We start from the raw sequence: 21,804 nt of genomic DNA, 5'->3' as shown, positions 1-21,804 counted from the left end.
ATTAATAATAAAGTTTAGATACATTGATAGTATTAGCGTTTATGTTACATATTAAACAAAACAATACATAACAATTAGATAAATGTAGATAATATAATATATAAACTTAATGTAAAAATATTAAGAGCATTTTTATATGTTTTGTTATATTTGAAATTATTTATACTAGAATTTATTGTAATTTATACAAAAATAGTTGTAAGAAAGAGGTGTAACTTTATGAGGATGACTAAAAAGAGAATAATATATACTGCCTTAGTAACGCTTATTGTAGTGTTTTCAAGTACTTTTGCAGTCTTAATGACTCTTGAGAGAAATGATTACAGAAATTATTTGCAAGGTGAATATGGTAAAAGTATGTATGAATTAATAGATGCGGTTGAAAATATAAGAACAAATTTAACTAAGGCAGCCATAGTTAATTCAAGAGAGCAAAAAATAGTGGTCTTTGAGGAAATATTCAGACATTCTGCTGTAGCAAGTGATAAATTACATTCGTTACCAGTGTCCCAGCCTACAATATCAGATACTAGCAAATTTTTAACTCAAACTGGAGACTTTTGCTATAGCTTGGCTAAATCGTCTACAGAGGGAAATCAGCTAACTGATGAAGATTATAGGAGTATAGAGAGATTGAAAAAGCAATCCACTGCTTTAGAGAATCAATTGAAATCTGTAGCTGACAGCATAAATCAGGGAAGAGTGCGATGGGGAGAAATAAGGGAGAAAGTTACAGGAGTTCTTGCGAAAAACAACAATGACGCATCTATATCCCAGCAGTTTCAGGGAATGCAAAAGCAAATAGTTCAATACCCTGCATTAATTTATGATGGACCATTTTCAGATAATGTACTTGAAATAACTCCTAAAGTTAATTCTCAGAAAGAAATATCAAAAAGTGAAGCAGATAAAATGGCCAGGCAAATTATAGGGAAAGATAAAATAGAAAGTCTAGATGTATTAGAGTTCAAAGGAAAAGCCAATATACAAACTTATAGATTTACAGCAGCGCTTAAGGGTAGAACGAATAAAAATAATAGAGTGGTATGTGAAATAAGTAAAAGGGGAGGGGAAATATTTTACCTGATAAATGACAGAAGTATAAATAATAGTTCCATGGATGTAGCAAAAGCAGTAAATACTGGGCTAAAATATTTAAATAGTTTGGGATACAATAACATGGTTTCTACATATTCTTTAAAATATGGAAATGTAGCAGTTGTAAATTATGTATATAGTCAAGATGGTATTATTATGTATCCGGATCAAATAAAATTGAAAATAGCTTTAGATAATGGAGAAATTATAGGTGTAGAAGCAGAGAAATATCTAATATCTCATGAAGAGAATAGAAAAATCTCTACTCCTAAAATAAGTTATGAGAAAGCTAAGGGAAAAGTTGGTGGTAAGCTAAATATAGTAAATAAAAGACTTGTTGTAATTCCTACAGATACTAATAAAGAAGTATTATGCTATGAATTCTCTGGAAATTATAATAATGACAATTTTAAAGTTTATATAAATGCACAAACTGGTTATGAAGAAAGGATAATCCAAATAATTAATACTCCAAACGGTCAACTTACTATATAGTGTATGAATATAAAATCACGCTCTTTTGAGTGTGGTTTTTTAAGGTATACTTAAATGTATTATACTTTTATAATACATTTAAATATTAAAGTTACTTTGGTATAATATAATATAATTTAAATATTATATTAATAGATAAATATTATCTTAATTATGAATGTTAGGAATAAAGTTGAAATAACGGACAATATTACAGAAAAATTATTAAGAAAGGAAGGTGAAAGATCTTATAGCTTTACTAAAATTAATGTTAAAATTATATTTATGAAGTAAAAAGATAACTTTTTATAAAATTGTATAGCTGATTTTTAAATATATAGCAGGACATTTCGTATTTTAGTAGAGTATAAGCTTGTATTATGAAAAAGAAGGCAATCATATCTGTATCTAGTAAACAAGTTGACAATGAGGTTATAGAAGTTGTTACTCCAGGAAATTTTTATATGAAAAATGATTCTTATTATGCTGTCTATGAGGAAACAGAGTTATCTGGTATGGAAGGAACTACCACTACATTAAAGATAAAAGATGATAAATTTTCTCTTATAAGAATGGGCAGCACCAGTACTAAAATGGATTTTAACAAGAACAAGAAAAGTGTATCGATTTATAAGACACCTTATGGAACTATAGAATTGAAAATACAAACTAGTAGATTAAATATAAATATAAATGAAGCAGGGGGAGATGTGTTTGTCAATTATAGTATGAGTGCTGCAGGACAAGCTCCGCAAAATACACAATTAAGAATAAATATAAAAACGCAGGAATAAATTTCTTGCGTTTTTATATGATTAAAATTATTCATATATGGCAATTAATTAAATATGAAGTGATTCTTAGGTTCAGGTGGAGTTTGCTTATGAGAAATACTTTTCTCCATCTGAAACTTATTAACAGTATTCTTAGTGCCTTTAGCACTTAGAATACGTTATCCTTTAGGAGAAGAACTTATCCAGGTGCGTAGCAGTGCTTATCCCCCACTTTGAAAAAGGTAGGGGTGTTAGCAATGGTAGCGTTCGGATAAAATTAAAAGGGGAAGAATATATGAATAAGTATTTTAGAGATAAGGAAGAAGTATATTCCAAAATAATTAATATGTTGTGTGAATATAAAGGGTTAAGTAAGCAGGAGTTAATTGACATATTAAAAGATAAGTCCTGTAGATATTTATATTTTTTACTTATAAAAAAATATAAATGTTGTGATTTAGAATTAGTACAGAAAGACTTTCCTCTATTAAATGAAAACAAAATAAAGAACAACGTAAAAAAGGCAGAGGAAAAATTGTTATTAAACAAGCACATAAGAGAAATGTATTTTGAGGCAGAAGAAATAATAGATAAGGCAAAATAAAATAAATATTTTTTTAATCCGGTATTAAAAAAACTAGTATATAAATGAAAAATGTGATATTATATTAAGTATGTTTTTGACAACAAACATACCATTTTATATTATAAGGGTACTTTTAATTATAAAACTAATTAAATATTTTGTCAATATATTTTTTGGATTTTTATTAAGTAATATAATTAAAAGTTATATAATCTAAATTTTATTAGGATAAAAAACAGGGGGTGACGCTGCTTTTAAAAGCAGAAATTTTATGAATACAAAATATATATTTGTAACTGGAGGAGTGGTATCTTCACTGGGAAAAGGAATAACAGCTGCTTCGTTAGGAAGACTCTTGAAGAATAGAGGACTTAAAGTTTCAATTCAGAAATTTGATCCATATATAAATATAGATCCAGGAACTATGAGCCCATATCAGCATGGAGAAGTTTTTGTTACAGATGATGGAGCAGAAACAGATTTAGATTTGGGTCATTATGAAAGATTTATAGATGAGAGTTTAGGTAGAAATAATAATATTACCACGGGGAAAATATACTGGTCAGTAATATCAAAGGAAAGAAAAGGAGATTATCTAGGAAGTACAGTTCAGGTAATTCCACATATAACAAATGAAATAAAATCAAGAGTATATAAGGTTGCAGAAGAAAAAGATATAGATGTAGTTATAACTGAAATTGGAGGAACCGTAGGAGATATAGAGTCCTTGCCGTTTTTGGAAGCTATAAGGCAGATAAAATATGATGTTGGTGTTGAAAATGTATGTTTCATACATGTTACTTTAGTTCCTTATTTAAAAAAATCAGGAGAATTAAAAACTAAACCTACTCAGCATTCTGTTAAAGAATTAAGAAGCATAGGCATACAGCCAGATATAATAGTGTGTCGTTCGGAAAAATTAATTTCTGATGATTTAAAAGAGAAGATAGGGCTATTTTGTAATGTAGAAAGACATTCAGTTATTCAAAATTTAGATGCAGAAAATTTATACGAAGTTCCATTAATGCTTCATCAAGAAGGACTGGATAATTTGGTATGTAAAAAATTAAAACTTAAATGTAATGAAATAGATAATACTGAGTGGATTAGTATGGTAGATAGAATAAAAAATTTATCTAAAAATGTTACTATAGCTTTAGTCGGAAAATATGTAGAACTTCATGATGCATATATATCTGTAGTAGAGGCTTTAAGTCATGGAGGATATGCCAATAATGCAAATGTAAACATAAAGTGGTTAAATTCCGAAGATATTACAAGTAAAAATGTGGGAGAGCATTTGAAAGATGTAAATGGTATATTGATTCCAGGAGGTTTTGGTGATAGAGGAATAGAAGGTAAAATATTAGCAGCAGGATGGGCTAGAGAAAACAAAATACCTTTTTTCGGTATATGTCTTGGGATGCAATGTGCTCTAATAGAATTCGCTAGAAATGTACTTCAATATAAGGAGGCTCATAGCTCAGAGATAGATCCAGGGACTAAGTATCCGGTTATAGATTTAATGCCTGATCAAAAAGATATAGATAAAAAGGGAGGCACTATGAGATTGGGGAAATATCCCTGCAAACTTTTGAATGATAGTACGTCTTTTAAAGCTTATGGAAAAGAAGTTATATATGAAAGGCATAGGCATAGATATGAGGTCAATAATTTTTATAGAAATGAATTATCAGAAAAGGGTTTAATGCTTTCAGGAACAAGCCCTGATTCAAAGTTAGTAGAAATTATAGAAATAAAGAATCACCCATGGTTCATAGGCGTACAATTTCACCCAGAACTTAAATCGAGACCTAATAGACCACATCCTTTATTTAGGGAGTTTATAAAAGCTTCTTTAGCAAAATAAGAATAAATAATTTATTCTTGAATTTTCATTAAGGTATCTTTAAAAGAATGACTAGCCAGTATACTGATATATTTCACATGATCCATCATAGATAAGCTATCATGGAAACTTATTCGTTATTTTATGTAAAATATACTTAGTATTTTGAGCTAGTTATTTATTTTGAAATATCTATATTAAGTTTTTTGTCAAAAAAATAGTATACTATAGGTGATATTAAGAATTTTATGAAGGATTTTGATGATATTTATAGAAATTAACATATATAAGTAATTTATTTGATTAAATATAGGTTCAAAATACTCTTGAAGAAATAATCATTTATTACAACAATCTATTTTACGCCATGCCTGGAAACATAAACCATAAATGATGTAACTTAAAAGTCTGAAAATAATTTAGGAGGTGAGTTTTATGATATTTGAAACAAATATGAGTATTGCTATAAAAACTATAGAAAGAAACTATATAATTAAAAATCTTTCTGTGTTTAATCTAAATAAAATTAATGAAAATTCTACTTCCTTAAAGGTAAACTTTATAAATAATAAAATATTGTCTTTAAAAGTAAAATGTGCATTCTGTGAAAATATACATCATTATAGGTATAGCGTAGGTGAACTTATTAGAAAAGACATTACAATTGGAGGATGTGAAATGTTGGGATTTCCCATGTTATATATAGGCAATTATAAAATATTGGAAGATGAAATTTTAAAATACAGTAAAGTTAACACTCAAATATATGCAATGATATAATTTTTTTATTATTTACGTAAAAAATATGGATTAAATTATGAAAAAAGGGTATAATATATGTTAAAAGTATATCCTTTCCATATAAAATCTCTTTAATTGTTTATAAAAAATGTATTCATATGTATTTTCAATATTTATTTTTAGTATTCCCTGAATTAAGTTGTATTATAATTTCAAATTAGATAATTGTGAGGTGTTACCTTTTGAAGGATAAAGATATAAATGACATGACGGTTACAGAGCTAAGGGAAGTTGCAAAAACTTTACAAGTAAAAAATATATCTAAATATAAAAAAGTTGAATTGATTGAAGAAATTAAAAAAGTTTCTCCTGCACACATAAAAAAAGATGGTGTTATACTTAGAGAAAAAATAAGTCCTAAGAACGAAGGAATAAGTAGACATAAAGAGATGGAGCATACTGTGAAATTAGATGAGATGAAATTACAGGAACCCAAAGTAGAAGAACCAAAAATAAATTGTGATGAAAAAAAGGAAAAACTTAAAGAAATGATAAATGAATCGGACAGTGCAAGGGGAGTACTTGAGATAATTGAAAATAATAATTATGGATTTTTAAGAGGAAAGAATTATTTAACAGGTCCTGATGATATATATGTATCTCCCTCTCAAATACGAAGGTTTAATTTGAAAACTGGTGATGAGGTCTGTGGAAAGGTTAGAACTCCAAAAGAAGGAGAAAAATTCAAGGCATTACTATATGTTGAAAGAGTAAATGGAGAAAATCCGGAAAGAGCAGTTGGAAGAAAACCTTTTGAAACACTTACTCCCATATATCCAAATCAAAGATTAAGACTAGAAACTAATAGTTCGGATTTATCTACTAGGCTTATGGATATAATCTCACCTATAGGAAAAGGTCAAAGAGGAATTATAGTTGCCCCTCCTAAAGCAGGTAAAACTACTCTTCTAAAAAAGATAGCCCAAAGTATTTCAAAAAATCATCCAGGAATAAAACTTATAGTTGTACTTATAGATGAAAGACCAGAAGAAGTTACAGATATGCAAAGATCTATAAATGGAGAAGTTATTTATTCGACTTTTGATGAAGAACCAGAACATCATACTAAAGTTGCTTATATGGTACTTGAAAGAACAAAAAGAATGGTAGAACAAGGACAGGATGTAGTAATACTTTTAGATAGTATTACAAGACTTTCAAGGGCTTATAATTTAACTATAACCCCAACGGGAAGAACTCTTTCAGGAGGGTTAGATCCTGGAGCACTTATAATGCCTAAAAAGTTTTTTGGTGCAGCCAGAAATATAGAAGAAGGGGGAAGTCTTACTATATTGGCTACTGCTCTCATTGAAACCGGCAGCAGAATGGATGATATGATATTTGAAGAATTTAAAGGAACTGGTAATATGGAAGTTCATTTAGATAGAAAGCTTCAGGAGAGAAGAATATTTCCTGCTATCAATGTGTATAAGTCTGGTACTAGAAGAGATGATTTACTTTTTGAAAACCGTGCAGAAAAAGAAACTGCTTTTAACATAAGAAAAGTATTATACGATGAAAATAACAATCAAAATATTTTGGAACAATTGATAAGTTTAATGTCAAAGACTAAAAATAATTTACAGCTTATCAATATTGCCAATAAAATAGATATGGGAAAATCATCAGATAAATAATTAAGATAAAAACCTGTCTTTATGTTAAAAGACAGGTTTGTAAATAATGGAAATTTTATTCTTCATTTTTTAAATTGAATTTCTTTAAGAATCTATCAACTCTTCCACCGACATCCACTAGTTTTTGTTTACCAGTAAAGAAAGGATGGCACTTAGAGCATATTTCCACTTTTAATTCTTTTTGTGTTGAACCAGTTGCAAAAGTGTTTCCACATGCACACTTAACTACCGCATCATGATAGTATTCTGGATGTATGCCTTTTCTCATGTTATTCACCTCTTTCAAGTTTAAAGAGTAAAACTTTAATTTTAACTTCTGTATTATAACATAGCTATAAATTTAAGTCAATTTATATTTTCATACCGATATGATGTTAGAAAAATCAATATATATAATTATACATTAAATTTATTTACTATTTCACTTAACTTAATATATATAGCCTTAAGTTCTTTCATGTTTTCATTTATATTTTCTATTGAGTTATTCTGTTCTTCAACTGAAGCAGCTAGCTGCTGATTTTTTGCAGAAGATTCTTGTGAAACAGCAGATACATTTTTTATAGATTCTATAACATAATTTTTATTTAAGTCTACTTGTTTAACTTTTTGTGCCAGCATATCTATATTTGGCAGCATGTTATTCATAGAACTTTCAATTATGGAGAATGATTTACTGGACTGCTCCATGCTTTCATTAGCTTCCATGTTAGTTTTAACGGAATTGCAGACACTTGTCCGTGCAATTTCTATCTCGCTTTGTATTTCTTTTATTACTTTTGAAATTTTACTTATAGCTTGCTTTGTCTGGGCTGAGAGTGACCTTACTTGATCTGCTACTACAGAAAATCCTCTTCCGGATTCTCCTGCTCTGGCAGCTTCGATAGCAGCATTTAATGCTAGTAAATTAGTTTGCTCTGATATAGATTTTATGGCATCTACTATTTCGCCTATGGATTTAGATTTTTCTGTTAAACTATCCATACTTTTTGATACTTGTTCAGATGCTTTATTATTGTCTTTTAATCTTAAGTCTAAGAGCTTTATTGTTTCAATTCCCTGAGCACTAGTATCTTTTGTAGTATAAAAATATTTTTTAACCTGGTTGGCTTTATTTGATGCATCGTTAATTTCATATGATAGATTATTTAATTTCTCTACACCTTCATTAATATCATTTGCCTGAATGATTGAACCCTTTGCCATTTCTTCTGTAGTTCTAGAAACTTCATCTATTGACTTTGAGGACTCATCTAATGCAGTGGATATGCCAGATGAATATATGAATATGTCATTAGAACTATTTTTTATATCCTGAATTATAGCAGTTAAAGTACTGGAAAGTGATTCTATATCTGATGCTATTGTACCTAATTCATCTTTGTTCTTAATTATGCTGTTTAATTTATTTTTATCATATTTGAAATTTAATTTTTCTATTTCAGATATAACATATCTTATATTATTTATAGGTTTAGATATCATATTCGAAATGTATTTAGAAATTACAATAGCAGCAATTATACAAATAATAAAAATAATTGAGTTTAGAATTACAAGCAAACTTAATTTTTTTGTAAATTCACTTTTAGGTACTACAAACCCCACAGTCCAGTTTGATATTTTAATTTTAGAGGATAAGAAATATTTATCTACTCCGTCATAATCTTTTATGGACAACAATTTATTATTTCCATTTCCAAATTGCTTATACTTTCCATTCATAAAAGTATTTAAATTTTTAAGGGTATCTCCAGATGGTTTTAATTGCTTGTATGGATGAACCAGTACATTATTTTCTTCATTCAGTAAATAACCATAACTGTTTTCAACAGGCGTTGCCTTTCCTATTAAATCTGTAATAACATCCATTTTTAAATCTTCTGCTACCACCCCTACAACTTGTCCGTCTTTTACTACAGGTGTTGTTATGGATACAACTATCTTTTTAGTGTACATATCAAAGTATGGAATATATGATGTAGTGTTTTTTTCTATTGTATTTTTATACCAGGATCTTTTGGTACAATCATACCCATCCGGAGGTACCCAACCTGCTCCATCTAAAATGCCTTTACTAGGAAGTCCCATATATAAATCGGATATGTTAGAATTCGATTTAAGCTTTTCTTTAAAATAGGCAAGTGACTTATCATTATCTCCTATAATATTATCATCGTACATATTTTGTACGATTTGGTTAAATAAAGCGGTTTCTTTATCTAACCAGCTATTGACTATGTTTGAATAGTTCTGTGATGATTCAGCCATTTTGTCACTGTATTGATTTATGATGATATTTCGTGATACAAAATAACTTCCAATAGATGAAAACAACAATAATATTATAGTTAATGATAAAGTTAAAAAAGTGATTTTGCTTTTAATGCTTTTCATGATGACGCCTCCTCTTGCTCTAATAAAAATAAAGTGTTTTTATAAAAATAACTTTATTTATATATCGACAATATTTTTGATAATTTAATATATTTCGCATAGATTATTTATCAAATTCTTCATCAAATCTAAGGCGTGCTTTTGAACTGTGTAGGCATCCTGTGATTAGTACTATATTTATAATCTTTAGGAAAATCCACATGTAGATATATACAATTACTTTAATATTTTAGTTATTATACATAAATATGTACTTTTATATATGGTAAGTGTTTGTTAAAATAGATTTATCAATTTAAAAAAGTTTTAGAAGGAGGGATATTAGTGTCAAAAAATATATCTGTTGGAGGACAAGCGATAATAGAGGGCGTTATGATGAGAGGTAAGTGTGGCGTAGCCACAGCTGTAAGAAAATCAGATGGTGAAATTATTGTTAATAGAGAAGAAAGCATACCTTATAGTAAGAAGAATGTCTTTTTTGGATTACCTATTATAAGAGGATTCGTATCTTTAATAGAATCTTTAGTTATAGGTATACGTGCATTGAATTATTCTGCTTCCTTTTTTGAAGAAGATGGAGAGCAATCTAAATTTGATAAGTGGTTTGAAAATATATTTAAGGAGAAAACTGAAAGTGCCATTATGGCAATAACTTTAGCTATATCTTTAGTTATTACTATCTTGTTATTTTTTATATTTCCTACTTTTATAGCAAATATATTTAAGAAACTTGGAATACATGGAAGTATATCTCTTAATATGATTGAGGGAATAATCAGGGTTTTTGTTTTCTTATTATACTTGTTTCTAATAGGTAATATGAATGATATAAAAAGAGTATTTCAGTATCACGGTGCGGAACACAAAACTATTTTTTGTTATGAAAGTTCAAAAGAACTTACACCACAAAATGCACAAAAATTTGGCAGGCTTCATCCAAGATGTGGTACTAATTTTCTGTTTTTGGTTATGATAATAAGTATAGTACTTTTTTCACTAACGGGTTGGGGCAGTATTTGGGAGAGAATTTTATCTAGAATATTATTATTGCCTATAGTTTCTGGAGTTACTTATGAACTTATAAAATGGCTGGGAAAAAACAATAATTTTTTATCTAGAATTATATCTTATCCGGGACTTATGCTGCAGAAGATTACTACAAAAGAACCGGATTATGAGCAATTGGAGGTGGCAATTATGGCATTAAAGAGTGCACAGGGAATAGAAGAAGATGGAGAAAGTAGAGAATTATTATGATGTGTGAATCTGGTAATATTAATACACTTTTAAAATATGGGTATGAGATTTTAAAGAGTAAAAAAATAGATAGTTATGTCTTGGATACACAACTTTTATTAGGAAAGGCTATAAATAAAGACAGGTTATTTATATTTATAAATGGAGATCATAAAGTTACTGAGGAAGAAACCGAAAAATACTATTATTATTTAGAATTAAGAGAAAAAAAAATGCCCGTAAAATATATATTGGGACAGTGTGAATTTATGGGGCTGGATTTTATTGTGAAGCCTGGAGTATTAATACCACGGCCGGATACCGAAATTTTGGTAGAACAGGCTCTGAAGGAAATAAAAAACAACAAATTTTGTAACATATGTGATTTATGTTGTGGTACAGGAGCTATTGGAATATCTTTAGCCCAATTTATAGCTTATATAAATGTAGAGTGTTGTGATATATCAGATATAGCCTGTGAAGTTACAATGCAGAATATAAAAAGTCACTGCTTAGATGAAAGAGTTCATATAGTGAAAAGTAATTTAATGGAGTATTTTATTTCAAATAAAATAAAATTTCATATGATTATATCTAATCCTCCTTATATAAAAGAGGATGTTATAGATACACTGATGGAAGATGTAAAGAATTATGAACCTCGTGAAGCACTCTCTGGTGGAAAAGATGGTTTGGAATTTTATAGAAAAATAGCTGAAGAGAGTTTGAAGGTTTTGGCCAAAAATGGAATGATAATGCTGGAAATAGGGTATGACCAGAAAGAAGAGGTAACTAATATACTGCTACAGCATGGATTTAAAGATATAGTTTGTATAAAAGATTTGACAGGAAAAAACAGAGTTATTAAAGCAATGCTTCAATAACATTTAAAATAATATAATAATTTATACAGATATTTAATTATTTTTACAGGTATACATTTATTGTGATGAATAAAAATGATATGATATAATAATGAATTGTGAAAATATTTATACGGAGTGATAAGATTATGTTAGAGAGGCTTAATTTCATAGAAAATAAATATGAAGAACTATCTATTAAAATAAGTGATCCCACAGTTATAGCAGATCAAAAAAAATGGCAGAAGTTATGTAAAGAGCATTCAGAATTAGAAGAGATAGTTATGAAATACAGAGAATATAAAAAATCTTTACAGGATTTGGACGATAATAAGGAAATGCTAAAAGAAGAAACTGATAAAGAAATGAGGGATATGGAACAGGAAGAAATAAAAAGGCTTACAGAGATTATAGAAAAGAGGGAAGAGGAACTTAAAATACTTCTTCTGCCCAAAGATCCAAATGATGATAAAAATGTATTTGTAGAAATCAGGGGAGGGGCAGGAGGAGAAGAGGCAGCTTTGTTTGCGGCAAATCTTACAAGAATGTATACAAGATATGCAGAAGTTAAAGGCTGGAAAATAGAAACTATAAGTTTAAATGCTACTGACATAGGCGGATTTAAAGAAATAGTATTTATGATAAAGGGCAGAGGTGCATACAGTAGATTGAAATATGAAAGCGGTACTCACAGGGTACAGAGGGTTCCAGATACAGAATCAAGTGGAAGAATCCACACTTCAACGGCTACTGTAGCTGTGTTGCCGGAAGTTGATGATGTGGATATAGTAGTTAACCCTAATGATATAAGAATAGATGTATTTAGGGCATCAGGTCATGGAGGACAGTGTGTTAACACTACTGATTCCGCAGTAAGAATTACCCACTTACCCACGGGGCTTGTAGTATCCTGCCAGGATGAAAAATCACAGCTTAAAAATAAAGAAAAAGCTATGAAGGTCCTTAAATCAAGGCTTTATGAGAAGGCTGAAGAAGAAAGAAATGCAAGTATAGCAGAAGATAGAAAAAATCAAGTAGGAACGGGAGATAGAAGTGAACGAATAAGAACTTATAACTATCCTCAGGGAAGAGTTACAGACCATAGAATAGGAATTACTTTATATAAGCTGGATTCATTTTTAGGAGGGGATATAGATGAGATAATCGATGCGTTGATAACAGAAGATCAAGCTCAAAAGATGAAAGCTATAGGAAGCAGATAATATATAAATTACAATCCGAACCTAGAAAGGAGATGGAAAACCGTTAACTGTGTCTAACGGGAAAGTATGAATATAGATAAGGCTATTAGAAAGCAAAAAAAATCTTATAAGATATTTATGCTATCTATGAGCTTTATTTTTTTTCTGCTGCCCACGGTTTTTATATTAAATCGAAAGTTCAATATATTTTATATAATTTATCTTGTAGTGTTAGAAATACTTATTTTTCTAGCAATTGTTATAATATTCAATAATGAATTTTTAAAATTTCAATATGATGGCTATAGAGTAAAAGTAAACATGGGAGTAAGAAATATTAAATTAAATATAATATGTGATAGAATTATATTAGTACATGTGGAAAATTATATAGTAAAGAATAGTAAACGAGTGGATTTTAGAATTATTTTTCTTTCTACAGCTAAATTTAGAAATAATAGAATGATACCTGTAAACAAAGAATTCTTAAAGAAATATTCTTATGTAGCTCGCCAATATAATAAGCTGAAAATTTTACATCCTCATGTGAATTTCTATTATACTATAATAAAAAGTGGAGGATTAAATAAATATCTTTTTTTGGATACTATCTATAAAAGCTGTGTTTATGCTTATTTTACTGAGGAGTCCATAGAAAAAATAAAATATTATAGGGAAAATTCCGAAAAATATGATTTGTATAGGAAAAATATAACTAATTGAAAATATAATTCATATATTATGAAGTGCTGCAATAAATATGAAATATAAATAATAGACAAAGGTGAGTTTTATTTTGGGTACAAATATATTTTATATAGTGGTGGTAGGCAGCATAGTGTCTCTTTTAGGAACTATGATAGGGGCTTCACTAGGAGTAGTTGTGAAAAAGCCTTCTAATAGATTCTTGGGATTTATAATAGGTTTTGCAGGAGGAGTTATGTTGTCTGTAGTGGTATTTGATTTAATTCCTGAAGCTATTAGCAAATGGAGTTTTTCTTCCACTATAATATTTGCAATTTTAGGAGCTATAATCATTGCTGCAGTTGATGATAAAATAAACATAAATAGTTCCAACAGACATATTAAAGCAGCATTTATGGCTTCACTAGCACTTATGCTTCATAATTTTCCGGAAGGAATAATAGTAGGGTGTGGCTTTGCAGCAGGCAGTACACTTGGTATAAAGATGAGTATTATAATTACAATTCATGATATACCAGAAGGTATTGCCGTAGCAGCACCGCTTGTAGCATCTAACGTAAAAATTTCCAAGATACTTTTTTATGCTTTTATTACAGCTTTTCCAACTGCCATAGGAACTTTTACAGGTGCTTATATAGCCAATATTTCTCCAAACATATTGGGTATATGTCTTTCTATGGCATCTGGAATAATGCTATATGTAATATGCGGCGAAATGATACCAGAATCTTCAAAGCTTTGGGAAGGTATAACAAGTACATTGGGAACCTTAAGCGGCATTATTATAGGACTTATAATAGTACAGATACTATAAATTTTAAAAATATAACATATTATAAAAGTTTGCTTTATTATAAAAGGTGGTATTGTTTTATGAATACAAAGGTAAAAATCTTAAATGAGAAGGATTTAGATGTGGAAGTTATTGAAGAAGCAGGAAAAATAATAAGAGATGGGGGTCTTGTAGCTTTTCCAACGGAAACTGTATATGGGCTTGGAGCAAATGCTCTTGATCCTGAAGCGGTAAAAAAGATATTTCAAGCTAAAGGTAGGCCCCAAGATAATCCTTTAATTGTACATATAGCTGATATGGAAGATATAAAATCACTAGTTCTTCACATACCTGATGTGGCCTGGAAGTTTATAAAAAAATTTTGGCCGGGACCTATGACTATAATTCTTCCTAAATCATCAATTGTCCCGGATATTACCAGTGCATCACTTAAGAATATAGGAATTAGGATGCCCTCCAATATAATAGCTAGAGAACTTATAAAAGCGGCAAAAGTTCCTATTGCAGCGCCTTCTGCCAATATATCAGGAAGGCCAAGTCCTACAGATGTAGAAAGATGTATAGAAGATTTAGATGGGAAAATAGATTTTATATTAGGCGGAGATATATGTGAAGTGGGAGTAGAATCTACTGTTATAGATTGCACTGTAAGGCCCAGCTGTGTATTAAGACCAGGAGGTATAACTCTTGAGATGTTAAGGGACATAGAAAAAGAAGTCTATGTTGATCCAGCTGTAATGAACAAGACAGATGTAAACATGGTACCTAAAGCACCAGGAATGAAGTATAGACACTATGCTCCCAATGCACCTGTAAAAATAGTTAAAGGAGATTTAGATAAAACTATTGCAAAAATTAATGAAATGGTGGAGAATTATATAGGTGAAAATAAACTTATAGGAGTAATTGCTACGGATGAGACAAAAAAGTTTTATAAGAATGCAGTAGTTATATCAGTGGGTAGTAGACATAATATATCAAGTGTGTCTAAAAATTTATTTGAAACGCTTAGAAATTTTGATGATAAGAAGGTAGATATTATAATATCTGAAGCTTTCGAAGAAAAAGGCATTGGATTGGCAATAATGAACAGATTGAATAAGTCTGCCGGTTTTGATATTATAAAGGTATAATTTTTGCTTTGAGGGAGGTTAGTTCATGGAAGAAATATTATTTGTTTGTACTGGTAATACATGTAGAAGTTGTATGGCAGAATCCATATTTAATTTTAAATCTGACATAAATAATATTAAGGCTATTTCAGCAGGATTGTCAGTAATAGAAAATAGTGTAACCTCTAAAAATTCAGCGGCGATTTTAAAACAAAATATTGATATAGACATACACAAAAGAAAAGCTGTCCAACTAGATGATAATATGATAAAAAATTCAAAATTCATTTTAACTATGACTGCTTACATGAGAGATATATTGAGACAAAATTTTAAAAATTTTAAAAATAAAATATATACTTTAAATGAATTTGTTTCTTTAAAAGGAGATATAAAAGATCCTTTTGGACAGGATGCAGCTGAATATAGGAGTGTTTATATTCAACTGGAAAATAGCATTTTGCTGTTAATAAACAAGTTGAAGGAAGATATGGGCATTAACTAAATGTTATTATCTTCTTTTTTTACGAGTTTGGGCTTTTATCAAATTACTGGCAGTATAATTTAAAATAATGTATTATATATTTTTGGAGGTATTTTTTATGAAAATTGCTTTAGGTAGTGACCATGCAGGATTTCCTTTAAAAAGAGAAATAATAGAGCACCTGAAAGGTAGAGGCATAGAGCTTGAAGATTTCGGAACCCTTTCGGAAGTGTCCTGCGATTATCCTGATTATGCATTAAAAGTTGGAGAACAGGTTGCAAATAAGAATTATGATCTTGGAATATTGGTATGTGGAACTGGTATAGGAATAAGTATAGCTGCAAATAAAATTCCTGGAATTAGGGCAGCGCTTTGCGGAGATACCTTTAGTGCCCATGCATCCAGGCAGCATAATGATGCAAATATACTTGCCATAGGGCAGCGGGTAACAGGTGTTGGACTTGCCCTTGACATAGTGGATACTTTTTTGTCTGCTAGGTTTGAAGGAGATAGACATGAGAAAAGGATAGATAAAATAAGGCAGATAGAAAAAAAATACAGTAAATAGTAGCTGATGATTAATAATTACCTACCGGAAATTATTAAGTAGTAACTAAATAGATTGGAGGATATATGAATGAGTAAGATAACACAAATAACCCATCCGCTTATATTACATAAATTGTCTTTAATAAGAGATAAATATACAGGTTCTAAAGATTTTAGAGAACTTGTAGAAGAAGTAGCTATGCTTATGGCTTATGAGGTAACTAGAAATCTCCAGACAGAGGAGGTAGAGATAGAGACTCCTATATGTAGAACAACCTGTAAGATGCTTTCAGGAAAAAAAGTAGCTATAGTGCCTATACTGAGAGCAGGTCTTGGAATGGTGGGTGGAATGTTAAAACTCATACCTGCAGCAAAAGTAGGACATATAGGTCTTTATAGAGATGAAACTACACTAAAACCAGTAGAGTACTTTTGCAAGCTTCCTCAAGATATAGGAGAAAGAGAGGTAATTGTTACAGATCCAATGCTTGCCACGGGAGGGTCTGCTATAGATGCTATAACTATGTTAAAACAGAAAGGTGCTAAGAACATAAGACTTATGTGTTTAATAGCTGCCGAAGATGGCATAAAGGCAGTTATGGCAGCACATCCGGATGTTGATATCTATACGGCAGCTGTAGATAAAGAATTAAATAAAAATGGATACATAGTTCCAGGTCTTGGAGATGCTGGAGATAGGTTATATGGAACAAAGTAAAAATTGTTTATATTTTTAAGTAAGGAAGCCCAATTTATATTAAGATGGGCTTTTCTTACTTAAAAAATAATAGTTCAGTTTTGCAGAGGTTTAAGTTTGGGTGTATAAATCTATGGTATGAAAGGAATTGTTTTAAAATATTATCTAATAGTTTATAATATATAATGTATTCTTATAAATTGAGGAGATAATTGTTAGCTATGAGAAAAGATTGGGATAATTATTTTATAGATATTGCATTTAAAGTGGCGGAAAGAAGTACATGCTCTAGATTGCATGTGGGGGCAGTCCTTGTAAAAAACAGGAGAATAAAAGGTACTGGCTACAATGGAAGTCCTAGGGGATTAGAACATTGTGATGATGTAGGATGTTATATGAAAGACAACCATTGTGTAAGGACCATTCATGCAGAAGTAAATTGTTTACTTGAGGTATCGCCAGATGATAGGGAAAACTCTACATTATATGTAACACATATGCCTTGTCCAGAATGTCAAAAATTAATAATTACTTGTGGAATTAAAAGAGTTGTATATTGTGAAGACTATATACCTGAAATTAATTGGTTTAAAAAAGCACCTAAAATTGAATTGATATGTATAAAAAGAGCAAAATAATATAATATCTAAATAAATACATAAGATATAATTAAGGAAGGTTAATATGAATAGTTTATATCTATTTGCAATAGTATCAATAGTATTTTCGCTTGCACTTACACCATTTGTTAAAAAAATTGCTGTGCAGTTAAAAATTATAGATATACCAGAAGGGAATAGAAGAATACATAACAAACCCATACCACTCTTAGGCGGGTTGTCCATATATTTTTCTTTTGTAATCACCTTATTGTTAAAGCAAGGTAGCCTTACTGGGGATGAGATGGGGCTTATATTGGGTGCTACAGTAATAGTAATAGGAGGCCTTTTAGATGATAAATTTGATATAAAGCCTAGATATAAATTAGTATTTCAGCTTGCAGCTACTTTAATTTTAATGATTTATGGTGTAAGGATATCAGTAGTTACCAATCCTTTCAGTAGTTTATATGAATTTGTTGATGTAGGGATAATGTTTATTCCATTAACTATAATTTGGGTGGTGGGAATTACTAATGCATTAAACTTAATAGATGGGCTGGATGGCTTAGCTGCGGGTATTGGCTTAATATCTGCTTTAACTATTTTAATTATAGCATTGTTAAACAAGAGATATGAAGCTGCCATACTTGCTGTTATATTATGCGGTGCCCTACTTGGATTTTTACCTTACAATTTTAATCCTGCTTCTATATTTATGGGAGATACAGGGGCACAATTATTGGGTTTTCTGCTTGCAGCTATATCCATTGAAGGCGCTTTAAAATCTGCAGCAGCATTTTCCATAGCGGTTCCTATTCTTGCACTAGGAATACCAATATATGATACTCTTTTTGCCATGATAAGAAGAAAAATCAATGGTAAACCTATTATGCAGGCAGATAGAGGACATCTTCACCACAGGCTTCTTGATATGGGATTCAGTCAGAAACAAGCCGTTGTAACAATGTATATTATAAGTGCGGTACTTGGCAGTTTTTCTATAATAGCCATGGAAATAAATGTACAGAGTTCTTATTTTCTTTTGGCAATAGTTATGGTTATTTTAGTTCTTATAGCTTGGAGAGTTGGATTTTTTAAACATAGAGAGTAAGGTAGAACGCTTGTGATTCATTTTCAGATAGCTAAAAATGGAGGTTTTAATTATGGGTAAACTTAAAGTTATTACGATATTTGGAACAAGGCCTGAGGCAATAAAAATGGCTCCTCTAGTTAGAGAGCTTAAAGGAAGGCAGAGCATAGAAAATAAGATCTGTGTTACAGCTCAGCACAGACAGATGCTGGATCAAGTTTTAGAGCTTTTTAATATTGTTCCTGATTTTGATTTAAATATAATGAAGAGTAATCAAACGTTGACAGGTATAACAAATAGAGTACTTCAAGGTCTTGAAGAAATATTCGAGAAGGAAAATCCTGATTTAGTACTTGTTCACGGAGATACCACTACTACATTTGCAGGAGCGTTAGCAGCTTTTTATAGAAAGATAAGAGTAGGCCATGTTGAGGCAGGACTTAGAACTTACGACAAATATTTTCCTTTTCCAGAAGAAATGAATAGAAAACTTACAGGTGCTATAGCTGATTTGCACTTTGCGCCAACATCTGGTTCCAGAGATAACCTACTTAAAGAAGGAGTACCTGTAAATAAAATATTTGTTACTGGCAATACTGTAATAGATGCAATGAAATTCACAGTACAAAAAGACTATGTATTTAATAATAATGAATTAAATAGCATAGATTACAATAAAAAGAAAGTAATAATGGTGACTGCCCATAGAAGAGAAAATTGGGGAAAAGGAATCGAAAATATCTGTAATGCACTTAAGAAAATAGTTGAAGAAAATAAGGAAGTGGAAGTAATTTATCTTGTACATTTAAATCCCATAGTAAAAGATATGGCATATAAAATACTGGGATGTGTTCCTAGAGTTCACTTATTGGACCCTTTGGATACTAAAGAGGCTCACAATTTAATGGATAGATGTTATATGGTTATGACTGATTCAGGAGGACTTCAAGAAGAGGCTCCTCATCTTGGGAAACCTGTATTGGTACTTAGAAGCGTAACTGAAAGACCTGAAGCTGTAAAAGCAGGTACAGTAAAATTAGTTGGGACTGATAAAGATAATATAGTGAAGTTTGCTAGAGAACTCATATTAGATTCTAGTAAATATGATGTTATGAGTAAAGCCATAAATCCTTATGGAGATGGAAAAGCATCGGGAAGAATAGCATCAGCTATTTTACAGTATTTTAATATAGAAAAAGGAGAATATGAGGAATTTATTTGAGCATACTACTTTTAGATTAATAAATTTAAAATATATAATTGATCAGTGAAAAATAAGGCTGAAAATATGTGTTTTAGCCCTTAGAAAAACTTTGTGTTTTTTTTAACAAAAACGTTGACAACGTTATAATTACTTAGTATAATTAATCTATAGACAGAAAACTTTGTAAATTAAAGTTAGTTATTTATTTTAAATAAACTTTTTAGGAGGATTTACTATGAGAGAAGTAGTTATTGTAAGTGCTGTAAGAACAGCTATAGGAAGTTTTGGAGGAGCTTTTAAAGATGTTCCTGCAGTAGAATTAGGAGCTACAGTTATAAAAGAAGCAGTAAAAAGAGCAAATATTAAACCAGAACAAGTAGATGAAGTTATATTTGGAAACGTATTACAAGCAGGTCTTGGACAAAGTCCAGCAAGACAAGCAGCTGTAAAGGGAGGAATTCCTGTAGAAGTACCAGCTTTTACAATAAACAAGGTGTGCGGATCAGGACTTAGAACAGTAGCTTTAGCAGCTCAGATTATAAAAGCTGGAGATGCTGATGTTGTTATAGCTGGTGGAATGGAAAACATGTCTGCTGCTCCATATGTACTTCAAAAGGCTAGATGGGGACAGAGAATGGGAGACGGAAAATTAGTGGATGCTATGATAAATGACGGATTATGGGAAGCATTCAATAAATACCACATGGGAATTACAGCTGAAAATGTAGCAGAAAAATGGAATTTAACAAGAGAAATGCAGGATGAATTTTCAGCAGCATCCCAACAAAAGGCAGATGCAGCTCAAAAAGCAGGAAAATTCAAAGATGAAATAGTACCAGTAGTTATTAAGACTAAAAAAGGAGAAAAAGTTGTTGATACTGATGAATACATTAAACCAGGAACAACTGTTGAGTCATTAGCAAAATTAAAACCAGCATTCAAGAAAGATGGAACAGTTACAGCAGGTAACGCTTCAGGAATAAATGATGCAGCAGCAGCATTAGTTGTTATGAGTGCAGATAAAGCAAAAGAACTTGGAATTAAACCACTTGCAAAAATACTTTCTTATGGAAGTAAAGGATTAGATCCAACAATAATGGGATATGGACCATTCTATGCAACAAAATTAGCGCTTGAAAAAGCTAACATATCAGTAGCAGATTTAGACTTAATAGAAGCAAACGAAGCATTTGCTTCCCAGAGTTTAGCTGTAGCAAAAGATTTAGAATTTGATATGAGCAAAGTAAATGTAAATGGTGGAGCAATAGCTTTAGGACATCCAATTGGTTCATCAGGTGCAAGAATACTTGTTACATTACTTCATGAAATGCAAAGAAGAGATGCTAAGAGAGGTCTTGCAACATTATGTATAGGCGGCGGAATGGGAACTGCTTTAATAGTTGAAAGATAATAATAAATGATATATTAATTTTGTTTAAATAAAAAAACAAAGTAAGTTATACTTACTTTGTTTTTTTATTACTTAATTTTATATTTTCCACGCTAACATTTTTAAATATAAAACGTTTTCTGCTTTTATAAAAAATAAGACTAATTAGGTAGAACTTGTGGATTTATTATTAAAAAAAGCCAATATAAGTAATTCGACGTTCTTAATATATTTCAAAATAAGCTGTATTTAGGAATTTTCG

The 21,804-nt window shown here is 30.3% G+C and carries 21 protein-coding genes; 19 read left to right on the top strand and 2 right to left on the bottom strand.

Annotation, left to right across the window (positions count from 1 at the left end):
* Window positions 1-219: 219 nt before the first annotated feature.
* The 6 genes from ypeB (at window position 220) to rho (ending at window position 7,218) form a co-directional block, all read left to right on the top strand.
* On the top strand, window positions 220-1,593 hold the full coding sequence (ypeB, locus tag ACJDU8_RS08345; RefSeq protein ID WP_406791691.1) for a germination protein YpeB: 1,374 nt from the start codon (window positions 220-222) through the stop codon (window positions 1,591-1,593).
* Between the two features lie 359 nt (window positions 1,594-1,952).
* The gene (locus tag ACJDU8_RS08340) at window positions 1,953-2,366 is read left to right on the top strand and encodes a YwiB family protein (RefSeq protein ID WP_406791690.1); all 414 of its coding nucleotides are present in this window, start codon (window positions 1,953-1,955) and stop codon (window positions 2,364-2,366) included.
* 274 nt (window positions 2,367-2,640) lie between these two features.
* Complete coding sequence (locus tag ACJDU8_RS08335; protein WP_406791689.1) at window positions 2,641-2,949, top strand: ribose-5-phosphate isomerase; 309 nt, start codon at window positions 2,641-2,643, stop codon at window positions 2,947-2,949.
* 253 nt (window positions 2,950-3,202) lie between these two features.
* Window positions 3,203-4,801, top strand: a complete 1,599-nt coding sequence (locus ACJDU8_RS08330) for a CTP synthase (protein ID WP_406791688.1) — start codon at window positions 3,203-3,205, stop codon at window positions 4,799-4,801.
* Window positions 4,802-5,215: 414 nt separating this feature from the next.
* Complete coding sequence (locus tag ACJDU8_RS08325) at window positions 5,216-5,560, top strand: hypothetical protein (RefSeq protein ID WP_406791687.1); 345 nt, start codon at window positions 5,216-5,218, stop codon at window positions 5,558-5,560.
* A 227-nt stretch (window positions 5,561-5,787) separates the two neighbouring features.
* Window positions 5,788-7,218 (top strand): transcription termination factor Rho, encoded by a 1,431-nt coding sequence (gene rho, locus ACJDU8_RS08320; RefSeq protein ID WP_406791761.1) that lies wholly within the window; start codon window positions 5,788-5,790, stop codon window positions 7,216-7,218.
* 55 nt (window positions 7,219-7,273) lie between these two features.
* On the opposite strand, the gene rpmE is transcribed toward rho, so the two are convergent.
* Together rpmE and ACJDU8_RS08310 are read right to left on the bottom strand one after the other, a co-directional pair.
* On the bottom strand, window positions 7,274-7,486 hold the full coding sequence (rpmE, locus tag ACJDU8_RS08315) for a 50S ribosomal protein L31 (protein WP_406791686.1): 213 nt from the start codon (window positions 7,484-7,486) through the stop codon (window positions 7,274-7,276).
* 128 nt (window positions 7,487-7,614) lie between these two features.
* The gene (locus ACJDU8_RS08310; RefSeq protein WP_406791685.1) at window positions 7,615-9,615 is read right to left on the bottom strand and encodes a methyl-accepting chemotaxis protein; all 2,001 of its coding nucleotides are present in this window, start codon (window positions 9,613-9,615) and stop codon (window positions 7,615-7,617) included.
* A 372-nt stretch (window positions 9,616-9,987) separates the two neighbouring features.
* Here ACJDU8_RS08310 and ACJDU8_RS08305 point away from each other — a divergent pair, with 372 nt between their 5' ends.
* The 13 genes from ACJDU8_RS08305 (at window position 9,988) to ACJDU8_RS08245 (ending at window position 21,563) form a co-directional block, all read left to right on the top strand.
* Window positions 9,988-10,872, top strand: a complete 885-nt coding sequence (locus ACJDU8_RS08305; protein WP_406791760.1) for a DUF1385 domain-containing protein — start codon at window positions 9,988-9,990, stop codon at window positions 10,870-10,872.
* A complete protein-coding gene (gene prmC, locus ACJDU8_RS08300; protein WP_406791684.1) occupies window positions 10,869-11,735 on the top strand; it encodes a peptide chain release factor N(5)-glutamine methyltransferase in 867 nt (288 codons plus the stop codon). Before ACJDU8_RS08305 ends, prmC begins: the two co-directional genes overlap by 4 nt.
* Before the next feature lie 128 nt (window positions 11,736-11,863).
* On the top strand, window positions 11,864-12,937 hold the full coding sequence (gene prfA, locus ACJDU8_RS08295) for a peptide chain release factor 1 (protein ID WP_406791683.1): 1,074 nt from the start codon (window positions 11,864-11,866) through the stop codon (window positions 12,935-12,937).
* A 66-nt stretch (window positions 12,938-13,003) separates the two neighbouring features.
* Window positions 13,004-13,639, top strand: coding sequence for a hypothetical protein (locus ACJDU8_RS08290; protein ID WP_406791682.1), 636 nt, complete (start codon window positions 13,004-13,006; stop codon window positions 13,637-13,639).
* 133 nt (window positions 13,640-13,772) lie between these two features.
* Entirely contained in the window at window positions 13,773-14,435 is a 663-nt protein-coding gene (locus tag ACJDU8_RS08285; protein ID WP_406791759.1) for a ZIP family metal transporter, read from the top strand.
* Between the two features lie 59 nt (window positions 14,436-14,494).
* The gene (locus ACJDU8_RS08280) at window positions 14,495-15,547 is read left to right on the top strand and encodes an L-threonylcarbamoyladenylate synthase (RefSeq protein ID WP_406791681.1); all 1,053 of its coding nucleotides are present in this window, start codon (window positions 14,495-14,497) and stop codon (window positions 15,545-15,547) included.
* A gap of 25 nt (window positions 15,548-15,572) precedes the next feature.
* Window positions 15,573-16,031, top strand: coding sequence for a low molecular weight protein arginine phosphatase (locus ACJDU8_RS08275; RefSeq protein ID WP_406791680.1), 459 nt, complete (start codon window positions 15,573-15,575; stop codon window positions 16,029-16,031).
* Window positions 16,032-16,128: 97 nt separating this feature from the next.
* Entirely contained in the window at window positions 16,129-16,578 is a 450-nt protein-coding gene (gene rpiB, locus ACJDU8_RS08270) for a ribose 5-phosphate isomerase B (protein WP_406791679.1), read from the top strand.
* A 69-nt stretch (window positions 16,579-16,647) separates the two neighbouring features.
* Complete coding sequence (gene upp / locus ACJDU8_RS08265) at window positions 16,648-17,277, top strand: uracil phosphoribosyltransferase (protein ID WP_406791678.1); 630 nt, start codon at window positions 16,648-16,650, stop codon at window positions 17,275-17,277.
* A gap of 200 nt (window positions 17,278-17,477) precedes the next feature.
* On the top strand, window positions 17,478-17,894 hold the full coding sequence (locus ACJDU8_RS08260) for a deoxycytidylate deaminase (protein WP_406791677.1): 417 nt from the start codon (window positions 17,478-17,480) through the stop codon (window positions 17,892-17,894).
* A gap of 46 nt (window positions 17,895-17,940) precedes the next feature.
* Complete coding sequence (locus tag ACJDU8_RS08255) at window positions 17,941-18,969, top strand: MraY family glycosyltransferase (RefSeq protein ID WP_406791676.1); 1,029 nt, start codon at window positions 17,941-17,943, stop codon at window positions 18,967-18,969.
* A gap of 52 nt (window positions 18,970-19,021) precedes the next feature.
* Window positions 19,022-20,170, top strand: coding sequence for a non-hydrolyzing UDP-N-acetylglucosamine 2-epimerase (gene wecB / locus ACJDU8_RS08250; RefSeq protein ID WP_406791675.1), 1,149 nt, complete (start codon window positions 19,022-19,024; stop codon window positions 20,168-20,170).
* A gap of 217 nt (window positions 20,171-20,387) precedes the next feature.
* Window positions 20,388-21,563 carry an acetyl-CoA C-acetyltransferase gene (locus tag ACJDU8_RS08245; protein ID WP_406791674.1) on the top strand — a complete coding sequence of 392 codons (1,176 nt, stop codon included), beginning with the start codon at window positions 20,388-20,390 and terminating at the stop codon, window positions 21,561-21,563.
* The last annotated feature ends 241 nt before the right edge of the window (window positions 21,564-21,804 follow it).

The sequence above is a fragment of the Candidatus Clostridium eludens genome (genome assembly GCF_045310515.1).
In the GTDB taxonomy this organism is placed as follows: domain Bacteria; phylum Bacillota; class Clostridia; order Clostridiales; family Clostridiaceae; genus Clostridium_B; species Clostridium_B eludens.
The sequence above is the reverse complement of the archived record's forward strand: the minus strand, read 5'-3'. Positions and strand labels throughout refer to the sequence as shown.